Consider the following 16988-nt stretch of genomic DNA (forward strand, 5'->3'; position numbering starts at 1 on the left):
TTCCCTATGGTTTTTCAAAACGTTCAACAATGGTCGCAACTCCTTGCCCAACTCCTACGCACATCGTTGCAAGTCCAAACCGAAGTTCTCTTTTGTTCATTTCATGTACCAGGGTGGTTAGAATTCTAGCTCCACTTGCACCCAGAGGATGACCAAAGGCAATTGCCCCGCCATTTACATTTACAATATCAGGGTCTAATCTAAGCTGACGGATGCATTCTATTGATTGAGAAGCAAAGGCTTCATTTAGTTCGATCAGGTCCAAGTCTTCTACCGATAACTTTGCTCTTTGAAGCGCTTTTCGTGTTGCGAAAATCGGTCCAATTCCCATAATGGACGGGGTGAGTCCAGCTGATGCGGAAGTCACATACCTTGCCAGCGGTGTTAAGTTTAATTCTTGTGCTTTTTCAGCACTCATTAATAGAAGCGCAGATGCTCCATCGTTTACGCCAGATGCGTTACCTGCTGTAACCGATCCATCGTGAAAGAGCGGGCGAAGACTTTCTAATTTTTCTAGAGTAGTCTCGGGTCGCGGATGCTCATCTCGATCTACCACAATTTCATTTCCTTTTCGGTCGTGATAAATGACAGGTATTAATTCCTCCGCAAAGCGATTCGATTGGATTGCTTTTTGAGCCTTTTGCTGGCTATTATAGGCAAATAAATCTTGATCTGCTCGAGTAATATTAAATTCTTTTGCGACATTCTCTGCCGTTTGAGGCATTGTATCAACGCCAAATTGTTTTTCCAGCTTTTTGTTAACAAACCTCCACCCAATCGTGGTATCGATCAGCTCCATGTTTCCACGAGGGTATTCTATCTCTGGTTTTCCCATGACAAAAGGAGCTCTTGTCATGCTTTCTGTGCCCCCTGCAATGAAAATATCGCCTTCACCTGCAATAATGGCTCTTGCTGCAAAATTAACTGCATCCAGCCCAGAACCACATAAGCGGTTTATCGTAGTTCCTCCTACTTCCACAGGCAACCCAGCCAATAGTCCAGACATTCTTGCCACATTGCGATTATCTTCACCTGCCTGATTAGCATTGCCGAAAACGACTTCTTCAATCTCTTGAGGAAGGACAGCCGGGTTTCTTTTGATTAGCGCTTTAATAACTATGGCTCCAAGATCATCAGGACGGATTGATTTTAAAGCTCCTTTATATCTACCAATCGGTGTCCGGCATGCATCTACTATTACTACTTCTCTCAAAAGCTCCACCTTCTTTCTATTCGCTTACCGTATAATCATAAACGCCTTTTCCACTTTTTCTGCCAAGCCTTCCCGCCTTCACATATTTCTCCAAAAGTGGAGCAGGACGGTATTTCTCTCCAAGCTTTTCATGAAGATATTTTAAATTATTTAAGCGTGTATCAAGTCCTACAAGATCACCCAGTTCAAAGGGACCCATCGGATAATTCAAACCAAGCTTTATCGCTTTATCAATTTCCTCAGGTGTTCCAACACCTTCCTGAAGCATATAAAATGCTTCATTTCCTACCAGAGCGCTGATTCTACTTGTAACAAAACCGGGAAATTCATTGACTACAACCGTTTCTTTGCCCATTTTTTCCGAAATCGACCGGATACTATTTGCCGTTTCATCACTTGTCTCTAAGCCTCTAACGATTTCTACCAGCTTCATTTTATGTACAGGGTTAAAGAAATGCATTGCAATTACTTTATCAGGACGAGAGGTGAAACTTCCTATTTCAGTTGGGCTCATAGTAGATGTATTGGAAGCAAATAGACAATGAGAAGGAGAAAGACGGTCTATCCGCTCAAATACAGATTTTTTAATGTCGATATTTTCAGGTACCGCTTCAATGATAAGATCCGCATCTTTAACTACCTCTTCTAAGTTAATAGAATAGTAAAGGTTTTCTTTAATTAGAGAAGCGGTGGTTTCCGATATCTTCCCTTTTTCCAGCCCCTTGTTAACAATAAGTTGTACTTCTTTTCTGGCACTGTCTAATTGTTCTTCTTTCACATCTACCACTGTTGTGGAAAAGCCGCCAAGTGCACTTACATACGCAATACCTCTTCCCATAACCCCTGATCCAATTACAACAATATTCTTCATCTTGTTCACGCCTCTCCTTAGTTCCATTGTAAAAAAAAGCAAAGGGAGCTCTACCCTTTGCTTTTCGATTTTATACTCACACACCAAATGGATTTAATGGACGATTGCCAAAATAGGAAACAATACTCTTCGTTTCTGTGTAAAGATCCAATGTCTCAATACAAAGTTCACGACCGAAACCTGATTGCTTATAGCCACCAAAAGGTGTTCCAGGGAATGCTGAGAACGGGCAATTGACCATCACAATACCTGCTTGAATTTGCTTTGATACCCTTGTTGCGCGAGCATAATCTGTTGTCCAGATAGCGGAACCTAAACCATATTCACTATCATTTGCCAGTCTGATAGCTTCTTTCTCATCACTGAACGGCATCACAACAACCACTGGTCCAAAGATTTCTTCTTTAACGACTTTCATGTCATGGTTAACACCTGTAATGATAGTTGGTTCATACCAAAAGCCGTTTTCGTACCCTTCCACATTAGCAACCTTTCCACCAAGAGCGATGGTAGCTCCTTCTTCTTTTGCAGATTGCACGTATCCATCGATGACATCTAGTTGCCCTTTATTAATAATCGCTCCGATATGGGTTTCCTTTGCAAAAGGATTACCAAGAGAAAGCTTTTTCGCTTTTTCCACAAATTTCTCCATGAAAGATTCATAGATATCCTCGTGAACATATAAACGAGAACGTGCTTCACAAGACTGCCCTGTGTTATAGAAAATACCAAATAAAGAACCGTCTACCGCCGCATCGATATCGGCATCGTTAAATACTAGACTCGGAGATTTGCCACCAAGTTCAAGAGTTACTCGCTTAAGCGTTTGAGATGCTTTTGCCATAATATCTTTCCCAATAGGGGTGGATCCTGTGAATGCTACTTTATCCACATTAGGATGCTCAACTAAATAGTTTCCTACCTCCGAGCCAGCTCCCGGAATAACATTGACAACTCCTTCAGGAACCCCTGCTTCGATACATATTTCACCTAGGACGATGGCTGTAAGAGGTGTTAGTGTTGCTGGCTTCACCACTACCGAACAACCTACCGCTATAGCAGGAGCCACTTTCCATGCTGCCATCATTAAAGGATAGTTCCATGGGATAATTTGTGCACAAACACCTACAGGTTCTTTTTCAGTAATGTTCTGAAATTGACCTGGTACATTGTTGACCGCTCCACGGTGACCAACAATAGCGCCTGCGTAAAATTCAAAGTCCTCGATAGCTTGCATAACTTGACCTTGAGCTGCAGAAAGAGACTTCCCTGTATCAAGAATCTCCAATTCTACTAGCTCATTGAATCTTGACCGCATAATAGAAGCGATTTTATTCAATGTTCTTGCACGTTTATTTAAAGGGAATAGCTTCCATTTACCTTTATCGAATGCATGACGCGCTGCTTCGACTGCTTTTTCTGCATCTTCTTTTGATGCTTTAGCAATCGTTGCAACGGGTTCACCTGTAGCAGGATTATAGGTTGTGAATGTTTCGCCGCTGCTGCTATCCATTCTTTGCCCATTAATAATTAGCTGATATGCTTCACGCTTCATTTCAAGCTGTTCTAATTTTGCCTCTTTCACTGTTCCCATCTTCTTTCATCCCCTTTTCCAAAAATTATTTTCCTTCAAAGACTGCTTTGCGCTTCTCGATAAACGAAGTTACACCTTCTTTATGATCAGCAGTTAGACCTGCAATTCTTTGGCCATTTGCTTCTTGCTCGAGGTATTCGTCATAATCCATTTCCCAGCTTGCCTTTATAGAACGTTTAATCAGTCCAACCGCTTTAGTAGGCATGCTAGCTAATCTTTCTGCGAATTCTCTTACTTCTTGGTCCCAATTTTCCTGACTGATAACTTTTGTTGCAAGACCCAGTTCCTTTGCTTCCTGGGGACGAATTTTTTCTCCCAGAATAGCAATCTCTAATGCTTTTGCGGTTCCTATTAATTTTGGAAGAAAATACAGATTTCCGGAGTCCGGTATTAACCCTACGTGGATAAAAGCTTGAACAAAACTAGCTTTTTCAGAGACGAGACGAAAGTCACACGCTAGCGCGAGACTGAAACCAGCCCCTGCTGCTACACCATTAACGGCTGCTATTACTGGTTTTTCGAAACGTGCAAGCTCTTTCATCATCGGACCATAACGGTTTCTGAGTACCTCTCCATGGTCCATGTTTTCATCCACTTCTGAAAGATCCTGGCCAGATGAAAAGGCTCTGCCTTCTCCTGTTATAACGAGAGATCTAACATCCTGATCTAAGCCAGCCTGCTTAATGGCCTTTTGAATTTCTTTGTTCATTTGTTCTGTAAATGCATTTAAATTATTTGGTCTGTTTAAAGTAATCCACGCTACACGATTCTCTATGGAGTAGGTTATTGTTTCAAACATAGCATTCCCCCCTATTCTCCTTCAAAGTTAGGCTTTCGTTTCTCTTGAAACGCCCGCATTCCTTCTTTTTGATCTTTAGAAGCAAATAAAAGATAGAAATTCTTTCTTTCATATTGCATCCCTTCATAGATGGAGTAGTCTACTGCCTTTAAAACTGACTCTTTTATTAAACGAAGGGAAAGAGGTGCTTGTTTAGCTATCTTGTTTGCAAACTTCATCGTTTCTTCCTGCAGCAGTTCTTTCGAGACAACACGATTGATGACACCGTAGTGCAAAGCTTCTTTTGCACTCATTCTTTCGCCAGTCAGGAGCCACTCCATTGCTTTTGATTTGCCCATCAATTTTGTCAATCTCTGAGTACCCCCAGCTCCTGGCATAACACCAAGGCTGATTTCCGGAAACCCGAATTCAGCGTCATGTGCTGCGAATAAAATGTCACAGCATAAAGCTAATTCAAAGCCTCCGCCCAGTGCAAAGCCTTGGACTGCACCTATTATTGGCTTTTTAACCCATGCAAGGCGATCCCAATCAGTAAATTGGTTTAACAGTTCCAGTTCGATAGCAGTTGCATTTGACATTTCATCAATATCTGCTCCGGCTGCAAAGGCTCTACCATTCCCTGAAAGAACAATAACTTTCACATTATCATCCCGGTCAAAATCCTCTATCGCTCTCACAATTTCAGCAACCATCGGACGGTTTATCGCGTTTAATACTTTGGGACGATTTAATGCAACGACCCCAATCGAACCTTGAGTCGAAACTTCAATTAATTCGTACCTATTATTCATTCACTTCTTCACCAATCATCAGTGTTACCAGATCACCGGCAAAGCTCATTAAATCTTTGCCTGATGCTTTAGCTTCATCTGTTCTCATAGCCTGTTTCAGTGCATCATGGCTATCATAGTACATTTCACACATTAGATAATATTTTCCTTCCCCACCCATCGGACTGCCTACCACTTTTGTTACTTCCATTTTGCGAAGACCAGGAATCTTTTGAGTTATTGGTCCATGAGTTTCAAAATAATACTGATCAAATGCCTCTTTGTTTTCAGGGTGCTTGTAAAGTGCGATTAGTTTTACCATTTAATATCTCTCCTTTTATATGTAGTAAGCCTAAAAGAATAGTTTCTCTTAAGCTTTTAAAACTAGATTCACATAAGACTATTTCATATTCATTGTTCTACTTCTTTGTAATTTGTAACAAATGAGCTTTACAATTGAGCTTACATTAAAGTAGATACTGGTTTCATTGCCTCAAATGGATTTTTGCACCCTTTGCAGTATAAAATGCTGCGACAGGCTGTCGGACCGAAAATATTCTCCAATGTAGTATACGTAGAGCCACAAAAAGGACAATCAACATGCCACTTGCCCGATTCATCCATAACAGGTGGTGGCGCAATACCAAATTCCTTTAGTTTTGCTCTGCCTACTTCAGAAACCCGATCCGATGTCCATGGGGGCTGATAGATAAATTCCACTTCTATTTTATGAAAGAGTGATAGACTAGCTATCGCTTTTTTTACATTACTTTTTATAATATCCAGTGCAGGACACCCCATAAAGGTTGGCAGCATCTTTACTATTACACTATTTTTTGTTACATTAACCTCTTCTACCATTCCTAACTCAACGACACTGACAGAATCGATTTCGGGGTCTTTTACTGATTGGAGTTGTTCCCATACTCTTTGTTGTATTTCTTTTTCCAGCATGTTTTCATCATTCCTTTGTTTTGAGTAAAGGGCTCCCTCAATATTGTACGCGGTTTCTCTTTTTCTATTACCTTCTACCAGGTTGCATTCACGTTACTGCTGTATACTTCACTTAAAGTTAGAAGAGCTGCATCCAAATCTTTTGTGTGCTCCCCTTTTCTTCCATCTCCATTTTTCATTCCCATCTGATCTGGAAACTTGAAATCCACACTTTCAAAAACATCTGTCATAGAAGAGACAAATCTCTGGCGAATGAACTCTTCTGATTCAATCAAGCCATATTCTGATATGCGGACTGCATCTGGTCCTAGAGATAACACTCCATTGAAGTCCTCCATTACCAACGTTATAGCAGCTTTCATTTTATTTTTCGCGATTGTATTTGCTGTACATAACTGGGTAAACCACGTTTTCCAGTGAAGCTGGTGATAGTAAAGCTCCATATTTACTTTTACAGCTACATGTTTTAAAGGTTCATAGGATGAGTTTTTAAGAGACTCTATTTTTATTTTCTTAGCTTGTGTGTAGAAATAATGTCTAACTACTGTAAAAGCCCAGTCATATTCTGGTTCAGATAGGTAGGTTCCAGGCCCGTTCACTTTTTCTAAAAGAACGGCATTTACCCGGTTCTCAGCCTTTCTCGCATGTGCAAGGGCATCCACTTCTCCACATCCGAGGTCTTCTAACAGCTGATAAAACATCGTTGCATGACCCATTGTATCTTGATTAATAGAAGAAAATGCAACGTCTTCTTCAATATGAGGGGCAAGACCTAGCCATTCAGATCCTCTGAAAGCAATCATAAAATCGTCATCGGCAAGCTGAAACAACAGCTGTGTTAAAGCTTTATAATACTCATTATCTTTTTTTGCCTCTTCAACGGTTGTAATCGTCATTCCTTTAGTTTCCCTCCCCACGACATAATCTCTTTTTCATCTAACATTCCTTGCTCATAGTGGCGCCATTTCTTTTTTAAATACCCATATCCCTTTGTGTTTCGATATTCTTTGTTATCCAGTCTTTGTAAGCTTTCACGCTCTTCTTGTGTCATTTTTCTCATATTCGAGCGTTTTACAACCCATATATCCACAACCGGCTCTCTTCTCATAAAGTTTTCCTGAGCCATTACTAACGCCAATTCTTCGTTTGGTGCCAGTAAGCTAAATTGATATTGCATTGGAGATGTAGGAGTTCTCTTGCTAAACACTTCGAATTCCTGGTAAAATCCCTTACTGCTCAATCCTGCTCCCCCTTTTTACCCTGCATTCATATCGGAGCTTAAAGCTTCGCGAACCCATGCATTGTTTTCATGTGCTATCACTCGAAGGCGAAGGCGCTCTTTTGATTTAGGACCATTATTCTTAATGATTTCTTTAAACCGGCTCCAGTCCGGCTGTTGATAAATCCATTTTTGCTCTTGTTCACTATAGTGCATGGTTTGATCAGGAATAGTTAAGCCCAAAGATAGTACTCGAGGCACATATTTCGTAAAGAAATCTTGTCGCAGCTCTTCATTGCTTTTTGTTCTAATCTTGTATTTCATGGTTATATCCTGCTTGGATGTTCCAGTGGTAGAGGCATCAGCAGGTCCGAAGAACATTAACAATGCTTCCCACCAGCGGTTAATGGAATCCTGGATCATCGCTCGCTGCTCTTCTGTTCCTTCAGCGAGTGCCATAATAATTGCCTCTCCATGTTGAGCGTGAAAAACTTCTTCAGCACAGATTCGTTTTAAGGCACGGGCATAAGGTCCGTACGACGCACTTAACATATTGGTTTGTGAGATGATGGCAGCTCCATCAACCAGCCATCCAATTAATCCGGCATCTCCCCAAGTTGGAGCTTCCATATGAAAGACATTATGAAACTTTAAATCTCCTGAAAAAAGATCTTGCATAATATCTTCTCGTGTCTTGCCATATGGTACCATCAGATCTTCTGTAACTCTGAGTAAAAGTTGGCCATGACCCATTTCATCCTGGACTTTTGCCATAATCCCAAGTTTTCTTTTTAAAGTAGGAGCTTTTGGAACCCACTCTTTCTCTGGAAGCGCTCCCATAATTTCGCTGATTGCATGCATACTTATTAATTTAATCAGCGTTTTTCGATATTCCTCAGGCATCCAATCGTCTGCCTCAATCTTTTCATCTGCATTAATGCGAGCGATGAAATGCTCATATTTTTCCTCTTCCGTTAAGCGGTCAAACGAAATATCGTTTGTCATGTTACCGCCTCCTATTTCTATAACGTTTATTTAACGACATTATAATATAATGTTATATATTAATCAACTCTGAAATTTCTGATTTTTCATACTGGTACTCGTTTATCTATTATTCTTACCGCTTTTCCCTCTGAACGGGGAATAGAACCGGGCAGCACTACCTTTGCACGAACAGCTATAAAACAATTGTCTTTTATTACTTGCTCCAACTGATTTGCGAGTGCGACTCTCATTTTTTCGATCAATAACTCACCTGCTCCATTAACCTCCTTTTCTTTCATTTCTACCATAATTTCCAGACTATCTAGATTCTTTTCCTTTGATAACAACAATTGATAATGAGGGGCAAGTTCTTCTATTGTTAGTATTTGATGCTCTATTTCAGATGGAAAAACATTCACTCCACGGATAATGATCATGTCATCCACCCTGCCTTTTATCCGTGACATCTTCATGGTCGTTCTGCCACACACACACTTTTCTTTCCAAATTGACGCTATATCTCCTGTACGATACCGAATAATCGGTAAAGCCTCTTTAGTTAAACTAGTAAAAACCAGTTCTCCATCTTCTCCTTCTGGAAGATTTCTTTTCGTTTTGGGATCAATTACTTCTACGAGGAAATGATCTTCGGCTATATGCAATCCATCTTGTGCCTCATGGCATTCCTGTGCTACTCCCGGTCCAAGCACTTCACTTAAACCGTAAATATCACATGCTTTAATATTCAGTTTATTTTCCAAGATTCTTCTCATCTTCTCAGACCATGGTTCAGCTCCGAAGATTCCATATTTTAAGGATGTGGTTGACGGAATAATACCCAACTCCTCCATCTTTTCGATAATAGTCAATACATAAGAAGGTGTACCGCAAATAACAGTAGGCTTAAAATCGTCAATCAGTTGAACTTGTCGAAAAGTATTTCCCCCTGAAACAGGTACTGTAATCATTCCTAACCGCTCACTCCCATAGTGTAACCCGAGTCCTCCTGTGAAAAGACCATATCCATAAGCATTATGAAGAATTTCACCTGGCTTTCCCCCACCAATCGAGATAGCTCTTGCAACCAGGTCACTCCACATATCAATGTCTGCTTTTGTATAAGCGACAACAGTCGGCTTGCCACTTGTCCCGGAAGAAGCATGAAGTCGAACTATTCTTTTCCTGTTTACTGCAAAAAGTCCATAAGGATAATTGTCTCTTAAGTCTTGCTTGGTGGTAAAAGGTAGATTCTGAAGGTCTTGAAGTGTGGAAATATCATTAGGAGTGATAAGATGTTTCTTAAATATCCTTTGATAGAAAGGGACATTCTGATGAACATGTTTGACTGTCTGTTTTAAACGGTCTAATTGAATTTTTTCCATTATAGACTGTGGAGCTGTTTCGATCTCATGAAGTATCAAAATATCACCAACCTTTTTTGTTTTAAGTTAAGTGGTGCTTCCAGAATAATCCTTAGCATTTCTCTCAGTTAACAACTTAGAACAATATTCATCAGCCAAATGTTTTAATTGAACTTAGAAAAAAATCAAATTAATATAACGAAATTTCTCCGCCAGAAAATTTTTATGTAATATAGTATATTCACAATTAAAATAACGTTCCACTACTAAAAAGTCAAGATATTATCAGAAAATTTCTTTAATTATAGAAGATAAAAAGCCCGGCAGACCGTCAGTCTCTTCAAATTTAGTCGCTTATACGTATTTAGGTTTCATATGATATAAAAAAAGCAAGTTAGTAGAAAAAGTAATAGATTGTATTTTATTTTGTAATGCTTAGAAAATCCAAGCTGGGTTATTAGCGAGTTAGGTGTCATTCTTCAAGTATCTTGCTTTTTATTTACTTATTTTGCTCTGGAAGATACATCATCCGGGTCCTTCAGCACTTTTTATTTACTTACTTTGCTCGAGAATGTACATCATCCGGCGCTAACTCTCCTTTTCATGTACTTACTTTGCTCGGGAATGTACATCATCCGTTGCCTTCTCCCCTTTTCATGTACTTACTTTGCTCGAGAATGTACATCATCCGTTGCCTTCTCCGCTTTTCATGTACTTACTTTGCTCGGGAATGTACATCATCCGCGGACTTCTCGCCTTTTCATGTACTTACTTTGCTCGAGAATGTACATCATCCGGTGCCTTCTCCGCTTTTCATGTACTTACTTTGCTCGAGAATGTACATCATCCGGTGCCTTCTCCGCTTTTCATGTACTTACTTTGCTCGAGAATGTACATCATCCGGTGCCTTCTCCGCTTTTCATGTACTTACTTTGCTCGAGAATGTACATCATCCGGTGCCTTCTCCGCTTTTCATGTACTTACTTTGCCTGGGAATGTACATCATCCGACGACTTCTCCCCCTTTTCATGTACTTACTTTGCTCGAGAATGTACATCATCCGGCGGGGTGTCTCCTTTTCATGTACTTACTTTGCTCGAGAATGTACTTCATCCGTTGCCTGATCCCCTGTTAATGTAATTACTTTGCCTGTGAATGTTCATGATCGTACTATTTCTCAGCTTTTCTTGTACTTACTTTGCTCGAGAATGTACATCATCCGGCGGGGTGTCTCCTTTTCATGTACTTACTTTGCTCGAGAATGTACATCATCCGGCGGGGTGTCTCCTTTTCATGTACTTACTTTGCCTGGGAATGTACATCATCCGGCGACTTCTCTCCTTTTCATGTACTTACTTTGCCTTTCTTGATACATCATCCGGACCTTTTACCACTTTTCATGTACTTACGTTCCTCTATTAAAACGTTTTATAATTTCCAAACAACAAAAAAACTGCCAAGATCAGTCATCTCAGCAGTTCTTACCTTTTCCTATTACACTTCAAAAGTCCAAAAAGTCTCTCTATACAACCATTCCTCAATTTCAGGTGAACTATCTTTTAATTGCTGCTCCATCAGTTCTACCCATCCGCTTGTCTGCGACTTGTGGGCTTTTATTGCTTTTAATTTCTCTTCTGCAACGGATTTGATATCTATTTCGACGTCTGGCTTTCCAATAAGATCGACACTATTTTTCAAAATAGCCTTGCCATATATCGTTGGCCTATCACTTTTCGGTAGACGAGATACAGCAATTGCGACCGCATTACTCATTGCATCATGATCTGGATGAACTCCATGCTTTGGATAGAATGTCAAAATAAGACTTGGTTTTAATTCATGCAAGGCTTTCTCGATAATATCTGCTAAAAATTCCTCATCTTCAAATTCTAACGTTTTATCATGCAGCCCTAGCATTCTTAAATCATCAATACCCATAACTTTGCAAGCATCTATCAGTTCCTTTTCTCTAACTTCTGGTAGTGTTTCACGATTTGCAAACATAGGGTTGCCAAAATTCCTGCCCATTTGCCCTAGTGTTCCACAAAGATATGTAACAGGAACCCCACTTTGGGTAAAGAGTTTTATCGTCCCTGATGAACTAAAAGCCTCGTCATCGGGGTGCGGGAATACCACTAACACATGTTTTTCTGCGAGCATTTCAATCTCTCCTTTTTCACAAGAGTAAAGAAGCCTAGTTAAAAGGTTCTTTACTTATTTGAAGCGCTACGGCCAATTTTCCTTCCGGATTTAAACCTGCTAATAGCAACCTGTCGTTTTCATCAATTTCAAAATGCGTTACTCCTTCTGCGTATACCCAGCCGAACTCCAATTTCAAGCCGATACGATATGGGTTGACGCCCCTAATCTTTCCGTGCTCATACTTTAACTGAACATTTCTTATAAAAGCACCAACTGCCAATCCTGTATTATGATGACCGGCATAGGCCCCATTTGTTGTTTCAAGATGTAGATAAACATCTGTTTTGGCAAGCTTATCTAATTGCGCCTGCACTTTAATTTGATCAATAAGCTTCATGTCTTCCTCCTACACCTTATTTTCCTACCTATAATTATTCCTATCTACATTTTATAATAACTGGCGGATAATACGAAATGGTTTGCATTATCTTTCTTTCTTGATATAGGGTTAATGTGCTTGGCGGATCTCCCAGATTATCGCTATCTCCCCGTTTGAATGTCCGCATTTTGCTACAATCATCGCTGGAATAGCGTTATTATCTACACACAACTTTAACACAGCCTAGATAAAAAGGAATGACCATATCTTAGTCACTCCTTCCTTGGGATTATTTATGAAATAGCTCGTACCATTTTTTTGATGCTGCTACTTCGGCATGGGTAAGTTGGTGTCCTTGGTTTTCCCACTGGACCTCAACCTGAGCTCCTGCATTGGAAAGTAGTTGTTGTAACTCTTCCGTTTCTGATGCTGGACAAATCGGGTCATTTTTCCCTGCTCCAATGAATATTGGGGTGGAACTTAAATCAGGTAGCGTTATTCCTCGTCTAGGTACCATTGGATGATAAAGGATGGCTCCTTTTAAACTATCTTTGTAATGAAATAGTAGGCTCCCTGCAATATTGGCACCATTAGAATAGCCGACAGCCACAACATTTTTCCGATCAAACTGATAGTTACTTGCAGCATCACTGATAAACTGTTGTAATTCCTCTGTTCGGAAAATTAAATCTTCTTCATCAAAAACTCCCTCTGAGAGTCTTTTGAAAAATCGGGGCATGCCATTCTCAGACACGTTTCCTCTTACACTTAAAATAGAGGCTTCCGAATCAATCATATTTGCTATCGGTAATAGGTCCTCTTCTGTTCCCCCTGTTCCATGAAGAAGTAATAAAACGTTATCTGATCCCTTTTTATAAATATGTTTCATGTTCATTTCCAATTCCTCCCTCGGTTTACTCATTGATAGTTAAAGTTGTTATCTTGAATTCGAGATAGTTTCAGTATAGTAAAACTTACTTTATGAGTCAAGGTTCAGCACTGTCTGCCATAAGAGAGTAAGTTTAATTAACCTTTGAGGGCAAGAATGAATAAAATATACAAAAAGTCTGTGTTTATTTAAGCTGCATATTTTCGTTAATGACTATTAAAAAAATATCTAAAAATAAAGGAGAGTCTATATGTTTCCATGGAGCAAAATGTTTCCATTTCCTAAAGAATATATGAAAGATGATATTTTCAAGCAAACTGATGTGGAAGGGATGATGAATAAAGCAATGAAAAACAAAATCCCTGCACCACACCAAATGCTCGATTCTACCAATTTTTTTGAACAATCTTTTGATATGCTAAATAGAATTCAATCCAAAAAAAAGAAACACAAAAAAACAGGATTTGATGCCAATGTTTTCGAAACTCATGAAGATGTGATTATCCGCTTTCCACTTTCACCGGAGGAAAAAATCCTAGAATTGAAAACGACTCATGATACTACTACTTGCTATATTGAAAATGTTCCTCACAATGGAAATAAACAATCAATCAAATTGCCATGTACTGTAAAATCTAACGGAACAAAAGCAATTTATAAAAATGGGATAGTGGAGATTAAAATCCCCAAAGAAACCAATATTCCTCTAACTAAAATACCTATTGAAATACTCAAACATAAAAAATAGAAGCATGTCCTTTTTTGCAGCTACTTATTCTATTCCTTGTTGTTTTCACACTACACAGGAAGCTGCCAAAGCCTCCCGGAAGAATGCGAAATCAAAAGATGAAGATTAACTCCGCTGGGATACCAAAACCTTAGTAAAAGAACCAATTTATTTAAAACTGTTCTATTAATTTTTCAAGGTCAATGGTCCAGGGTTCTTCAATTGATGGACGCTCAATTGTAAAGAGTACATCCTTTTTTACTGTACCAGTATTTTTATCGATATAAAGTTCGATTGGCAGCTGTACAGATAGCTCTGTATTAAATTTTTCATTTTCTGGTAAATCTGACAGCCTTTTTATGACGTGGATTTCTTCCAGTTTTTGAGCTTCTTTTTCCAGTAAGATACGATTTTTATCATCGAGTATGGAAGATAAAATAAACCAGTCATGCTGATGAATAGCAATAATCGTTGCATCTACAATTTCTGTCGGGGTTAATTTTTGTGTATGATCCAGCCATTCTCCAGATGCTTTTTTAATCATGATGGAATGCGCATGGTCCATTTTTTTGGATTTATGAGTAATGCTATCCTGAAAATGGATACAAAAGTGTCCTGGAAAACCATTTCTTATTGCCCCTTGACCATGTGGCATACCATGCATAGAAGCAGCAAACTTCTTATCTTCTGTGAGAATTAGAATCGCTTTGCGGTCCCAGCTCCACGATCCATGGTAAATTTCTTTCATTTTATCTGTATCTTTTTTAGTGAGTGGCTGAACATCCGCATGGTAAGAGCCCGCTCTTCTTTGTACGTTAAAAGAAGATCCAGAATCTAAATCCAAGACAGTGAATTTGCTGTATCTTGGTAGGATTTCATTGGCATCTTTCCATAAAAGAATCTCCCCATAATGATTCGTTCGCAGCTTTTTCATGTCTTTAGAAAGCTGCTTATTTATTTTGCCAGGAACCTGTACTAACAGTTTTTTGCTTTTTATATCATAAATATTGAGCTGATGGTCTATAGCAAATATAGAACCATTATTCATATAAAGATAAGTATCTGTTGGAGGAATAGGGTAGTTAATATTTCCCCATTCTCCCTTTTCGATGTGTTTAAGAATACTTTTAGGGGCTGCACTAGAAGTAAAATAACCTGAATGCATGGAAGTTTGAATCCTGTATTCCCCATTAAGTTTTTTTCCGTATGCTAAAGCAACGTTATTCGGACATAGCATCGTCAATGTGAGAAGGATAATCATTAAACGATGGACGGATATACTAAACCTCTTCACCTCTAAGCCTCCTTTGACTGAAATTAGTACCTTTATCTATTTTGTCAAGAATTGAAAAAAGTATGTTCTGTTTTTTTTCGTGCACATTAGTAATAGAGTTCTTGAATGGAAAAGGGGAATTGTTGTGGTACAAGCTATATTTTGGGGGGCTGTTGCAGGAATTGCTTTAATTCTAGGTGCCGTAATTGGTCTCTTTGTTCCTTTACCAACGAAGCTAACCGGCTTTATCATGGCATTCGGTACAGGTGTCCTGATAGGTGCCGCGTCCTTTGAACTGTTGGGAGATATCGATATTCAAACAGGCTACAGTTTTGTTATCTTTGGCTTTCTTATCGGTGCTCTTATGTTTACTTTTGCTGAATTTTTGATTAGTAAAAAAGGCGGGAAAGAACGAAAACTTAGCAATGGCAATAAAAATAGCCATTCCGGGATGGCTATTTTCATTGGCTCTATTATGGATTCCATTCCTGAATCGATTATTATTGGGGTTTCTTTAATAAAAGACAATTCAATAAGTTCTGTTATCGTTATCGCCATTTTTATAAGCAATATTCCTGAAGCACTATCAAGTTCAGTAGGGCTGAAAAAGGATGGCTATAGTACTAAGAAAATCATGTTTTTATGGTTTATCGTTTTTGTTCTGACGTCTTTAAGCTCCTTTTTAGGGTATATCACCTTCAAAGAATTAAGTGAAGAATATATGTACTTAATTAACGGTTTTGCCGCAGGAGGAATAATTGCGATGGTAGCTTCCACTATGATGCCGGAAGCCTTTGAGGAAGGCGGACCAATCGTGGGACTACTTTGTGCCCTTGGGCTCCTTTGTTCTTACATTCTATCTAGTGGAATCATATAAAAGGCCCTGCCGGTTTTAAAAAAGCAGGGCCTTTAAATGTTATTGCTTAATGGCTCGGTCAAAAAATTCTTCAAGGGTCAAATCTTCTTCATAAATGTAAGTCGCCACTTCTTTTCCCACATACCTTAAATGCCATGGCTCATATTCATACCCTGTTATCACTTTCTTGTCTTTAGGATAACGAATGATAAACCCGTATTTGCCGGCATTATCATTTAGCCATTTCCCTTCCGGTGTTTCTCCAAATTGTTCAGTTAAATCAAGGGCAGCTGATCTGCTTGAAACATCCATTGCCAAACCAGTTTGATGCTCACTGTGACCTGGAATAGCCGATACTGCATTGGTTTTTTCTTCGCCCCATTTTTTCAAATAGCTATTATATATTCCATATTGTGTTTCATAAGACCGGTAACCGGAAACGGCAAATAATTCTATATTCTCCTCACTTGCTGCTGCAAATAACTCTTCAAGAGCGCGAGCGGCTTCTTCCCTTAAATACTTTTTGTCATAATCTCCATCAAATGAAAAACTGACATCTGGAATAACCAAATCATCCGGCACATAGTCTGCTGGGAGGGATTGTTCCTTATTTACCACTAATAATATATTGTCCGTATTTTCAATGACTTTTTCTTTATTTAGTACCGTGAAAAATGGTTCTTCCAAAAGATATTCATCCTCATTTGGTTCTGTTTCTTCTTGGTCAGGTTTGTTGACTTCTGTTGGCTTTTCTTCCGGTTCTAAGTTTTCTTCCGGTGGCTGATCCTGATTTGCTTCTTCATTTATTTGATCTGAAGAAGAGGATTCCCAAAACTTCCAGTTTATATCTTTCACCTGATTAGAGCAGCCGCTTAGCAAAGAGATGCTTATAAGAGCTAAAACAAATTTATATTTCATGTCAAATCACCTTTAATCTTTTCTTATGAATTTACC

At 39.1% G+C, this 16988-nt stretch carries 18 protein-coding genes; 2 read left to right on the forward strand and 16 right to left on the reverse strand.

The features are described 5' to 3' along the window. Window positions 1-4: 4 nt before the first annotated feature. The 14 genes from K9B36_RS09795 to K9B36_RS09860 all read right to left on the reverse strand — a co-directional run bounded on the left by K9B36_RS09795 (window position 5) and on the right by K9B36_RS09860 (window position 13178). Window positions 5-1213 carry an acetyl-CoA C-acyltransferase gene (locus tag K9B36_RS09795; RefSeq protein ID WP_223701871.1) on the reverse strand — a complete coding sequence of 403 codons (1209 nt, stop codon included), beginning with the start codon at window positions 1211-1213 and terminating at the stop codon, window positions 5-7. A 16-nt stretch (window positions 1214-1229) separates the two neighbouring features. Beyond that, complete coding sequence (locus K9B36_RS09800; RefSeq protein WP_223701872.1) at window positions 1230-2084, reverse strand: 3-hydroxyacyl-CoA dehydrogenase; 855 nt, start codon at window positions 2082-2084, stop codon at window positions 1230-1232. A gap of 76 nt (window positions 2085-2160) precedes the next feature. After that, window positions 2161-3678, reverse strand: a complete 1518-nt coding sequence (locus K9B36_RS09805) for an aldehyde dehydrogenase family protein (RefSeq protein WP_223701873.1) — start codon at window positions 3676-3678, stop codon at window positions 2161-2163. 25 nt (window positions 3679-3703) lie between these two features. Continuing rightward, on the reverse strand, window positions 3704-4477 hold the full coding sequence (locus tag K9B36_RS09810; RefSeq protein ID WP_223701874.1) for an enoyl-CoA hydratase-related protein: 774 nt from the start codon (window positions 4475-4477) through the stop codon (window positions 3704-3706). Window positions 4478-4488: 11 nt separating this feature from the next. Further along, the gene (locus K9B36_RS09815; RefSeq protein ID WP_223701875.1) at window positions 4489-5268 is read right to left on the reverse strand and encodes an enoyl-CoA hydratase/isomerase family protein; all 780 of its coding nucleotides are present in this window, start codon (window positions 5266-5268) and stop codon (window positions 4489-4491) included. After that, a complete protein-coding gene (locus tag K9B36_RS09820; RefSeq protein ID WP_223701876.1) occupies window positions 5261-5569 on the reverse strand; it encodes an EthD family reductase in 309 nt (102 codons plus the stop codon). The genes K9B36_RS09815 and K9B36_RS09820 overlap by 8 nt, the downstream gene beginning before the upstream one ends. 140 nt (window positions 5570-5709) lie before the next feature. Next, the gene (gene paaD, locus K9B36_RS09825; protein WP_223701877.1) at window positions 5710-6201 is read right to left on the reverse strand and encodes a 1,2-phenylacetyl-CoA epoxidase subunit PaaD; all 492 of its coding nucleotides are present in this window, start codon (window positions 6199-6201) and stop codon (window positions 5710-5712) included. Between the two features lie 74 nt (window positions 6202-6275). After that, window positions 6276-7097 carry a 1,2-phenylacetyl-CoA epoxidase subunit PaaC gene (gene paaC / locus K9B36_RS09830; RefSeq protein ID WP_223701878.1) on the reverse strand — a complete coding sequence of 274 codons (822 nt, stop codon included), beginning with the start codon at window positions 7095-7097 and terminating at the stop codon, window positions 6276-6278. Then, window positions 7094-7441, reverse strand: coding sequence for a 1,2-phenylacetyl-CoA epoxidase subunit PaaB (gene paaB / locus K9B36_RS09835; RefSeq protein ID WP_223701879.1), 348 nt, complete (start codon window positions 7439-7441; stop codon window positions 7094-7096). Before paaB ends, paaC begins: the two co-directional genes overlap by 4 nt. Window positions 7442-7456: 15 nt before the next feature. Beyond that, window positions 7457-8425, reverse strand: coding sequence for a 1,2-phenylacetyl-CoA epoxidase subunit PaaA (paaA, locus tag K9B36_RS09840; RefSeq protein ID WP_223701880.1), 969 nt, complete (start codon window positions 8423-8425; stop codon window positions 7457-7459). A gap of 86 nt (window positions 8426-8511) precedes the next feature. Continuing rightward, window positions 8512-9828, reverse strand: a complete 1317-nt coding sequence (locus K9B36_RS09845) for a phenylacetate--CoA ligase family protein (RefSeq protein ID WP_223701881.1) — start codon at window positions 9826-9828, stop codon at window positions 8512-8514. Window positions 9829-11262: 1434 nt separating this feature from the next. Next, a complete protein-coding gene (bshB2, locus tag K9B36_RS09850; protein WP_223701882.1) occupies window positions 11263-11928 on the reverse strand; it encodes a bacillithiol biosynthesis deacetylase BshB2 in 666 nt (221 codons plus the stop codon). A gap of 34 nt (window positions 11929-11962) precedes the next feature. Further along, window positions 11963-12307 (reverse strand): YojF family protein, encoded by a 345-nt coding sequence (locus tag K9B36_RS09855; RefSeq protein ID WP_223701883.1) that lies wholly within the window; start codon window positions 12305-12307, stop codon window positions 11963-11965. Between the two features lie 271 nt (window positions 12308-12578). Further along, window positions 12579-13178: an alpha/beta hydrolase gene (locus K9B36_RS09860; protein ID WP_223702066.1), complete on the reverse strand. Its 600-nt coding sequence runs from the start codon at window positions 13176-13178 to the stop codon at window positions 12579-12581. Window positions 13179-13428: 250 nt separating this feature from the next. Between K9B36_RS09860 and K9B36_RS09865 the strand changes: the two genes are divergently transcribed. Further along, window positions 13429-13926 carry an Hsp20/alpha crystallin family protein gene (locus K9B36_RS09865; RefSeq protein ID WP_223701884.1) on the forward strand — a complete coding sequence of 166 codons (498 nt, stop codon included), beginning with the start codon at window positions 13429-13431 and terminating at the stop codon, window positions 13924-13926. A gap of 151 nt (window positions 13927-14077) precedes the next feature. Here K9B36_RS09865 and K9B36_RS09870 read toward each other — a convergent pair whose 3' ends face one another. Next, on the reverse strand, window positions 14078-15199 hold the full coding sequence (locus K9B36_RS09870) for a hypothetical protein (RefSeq protein ID WP_223701885.1): 1122 nt from the start codon (window positions 15197-15199) through the stop codon (window positions 14078-14080). Window positions 15200-15323: 124 nt separating this feature from the next. On the opposite strand from K9B36_RS09870, the gene K9B36_RS09875 reads away from it, so the two are divergent. Continuing rightward, window positions 15324-16055, forward strand: a complete 732-nt coding sequence (locus K9B36_RS09875; RefSeq protein ID WP_223701886.1) for a ZIP family metal transporter — start codon at window positions 15324-15326, stop codon at window positions 16053-16055. A gap of 39 nt (window positions 16056-16094) precedes the next feature. On the opposite strand, the gene K9B36_RS09880 is transcribed toward K9B36_RS09875, so the two are convergent. Continuing rightward, window positions 16095-16952, reverse strand: coding sequence for a M15 family metallopeptidase (locus K9B36_RS09880; RefSeq protein ID WP_223701887.1), 858 nt, complete (start codon window positions 16950-16952; stop codon window positions 16095-16097). Between the last annotated feature and the right edge of the window lie 36 nt (window positions 16953-16988).

Source organism: Sutcliffiella deserti (genome assembly GCF_020037475.1).
Taxonomy (GTDB): domain Bacteria; phylum Bacillota; class Bacilli; order Bacillales; family Bacillaceae_I; genus Sutcliffiella_A; species Sutcliffiella_A deserti.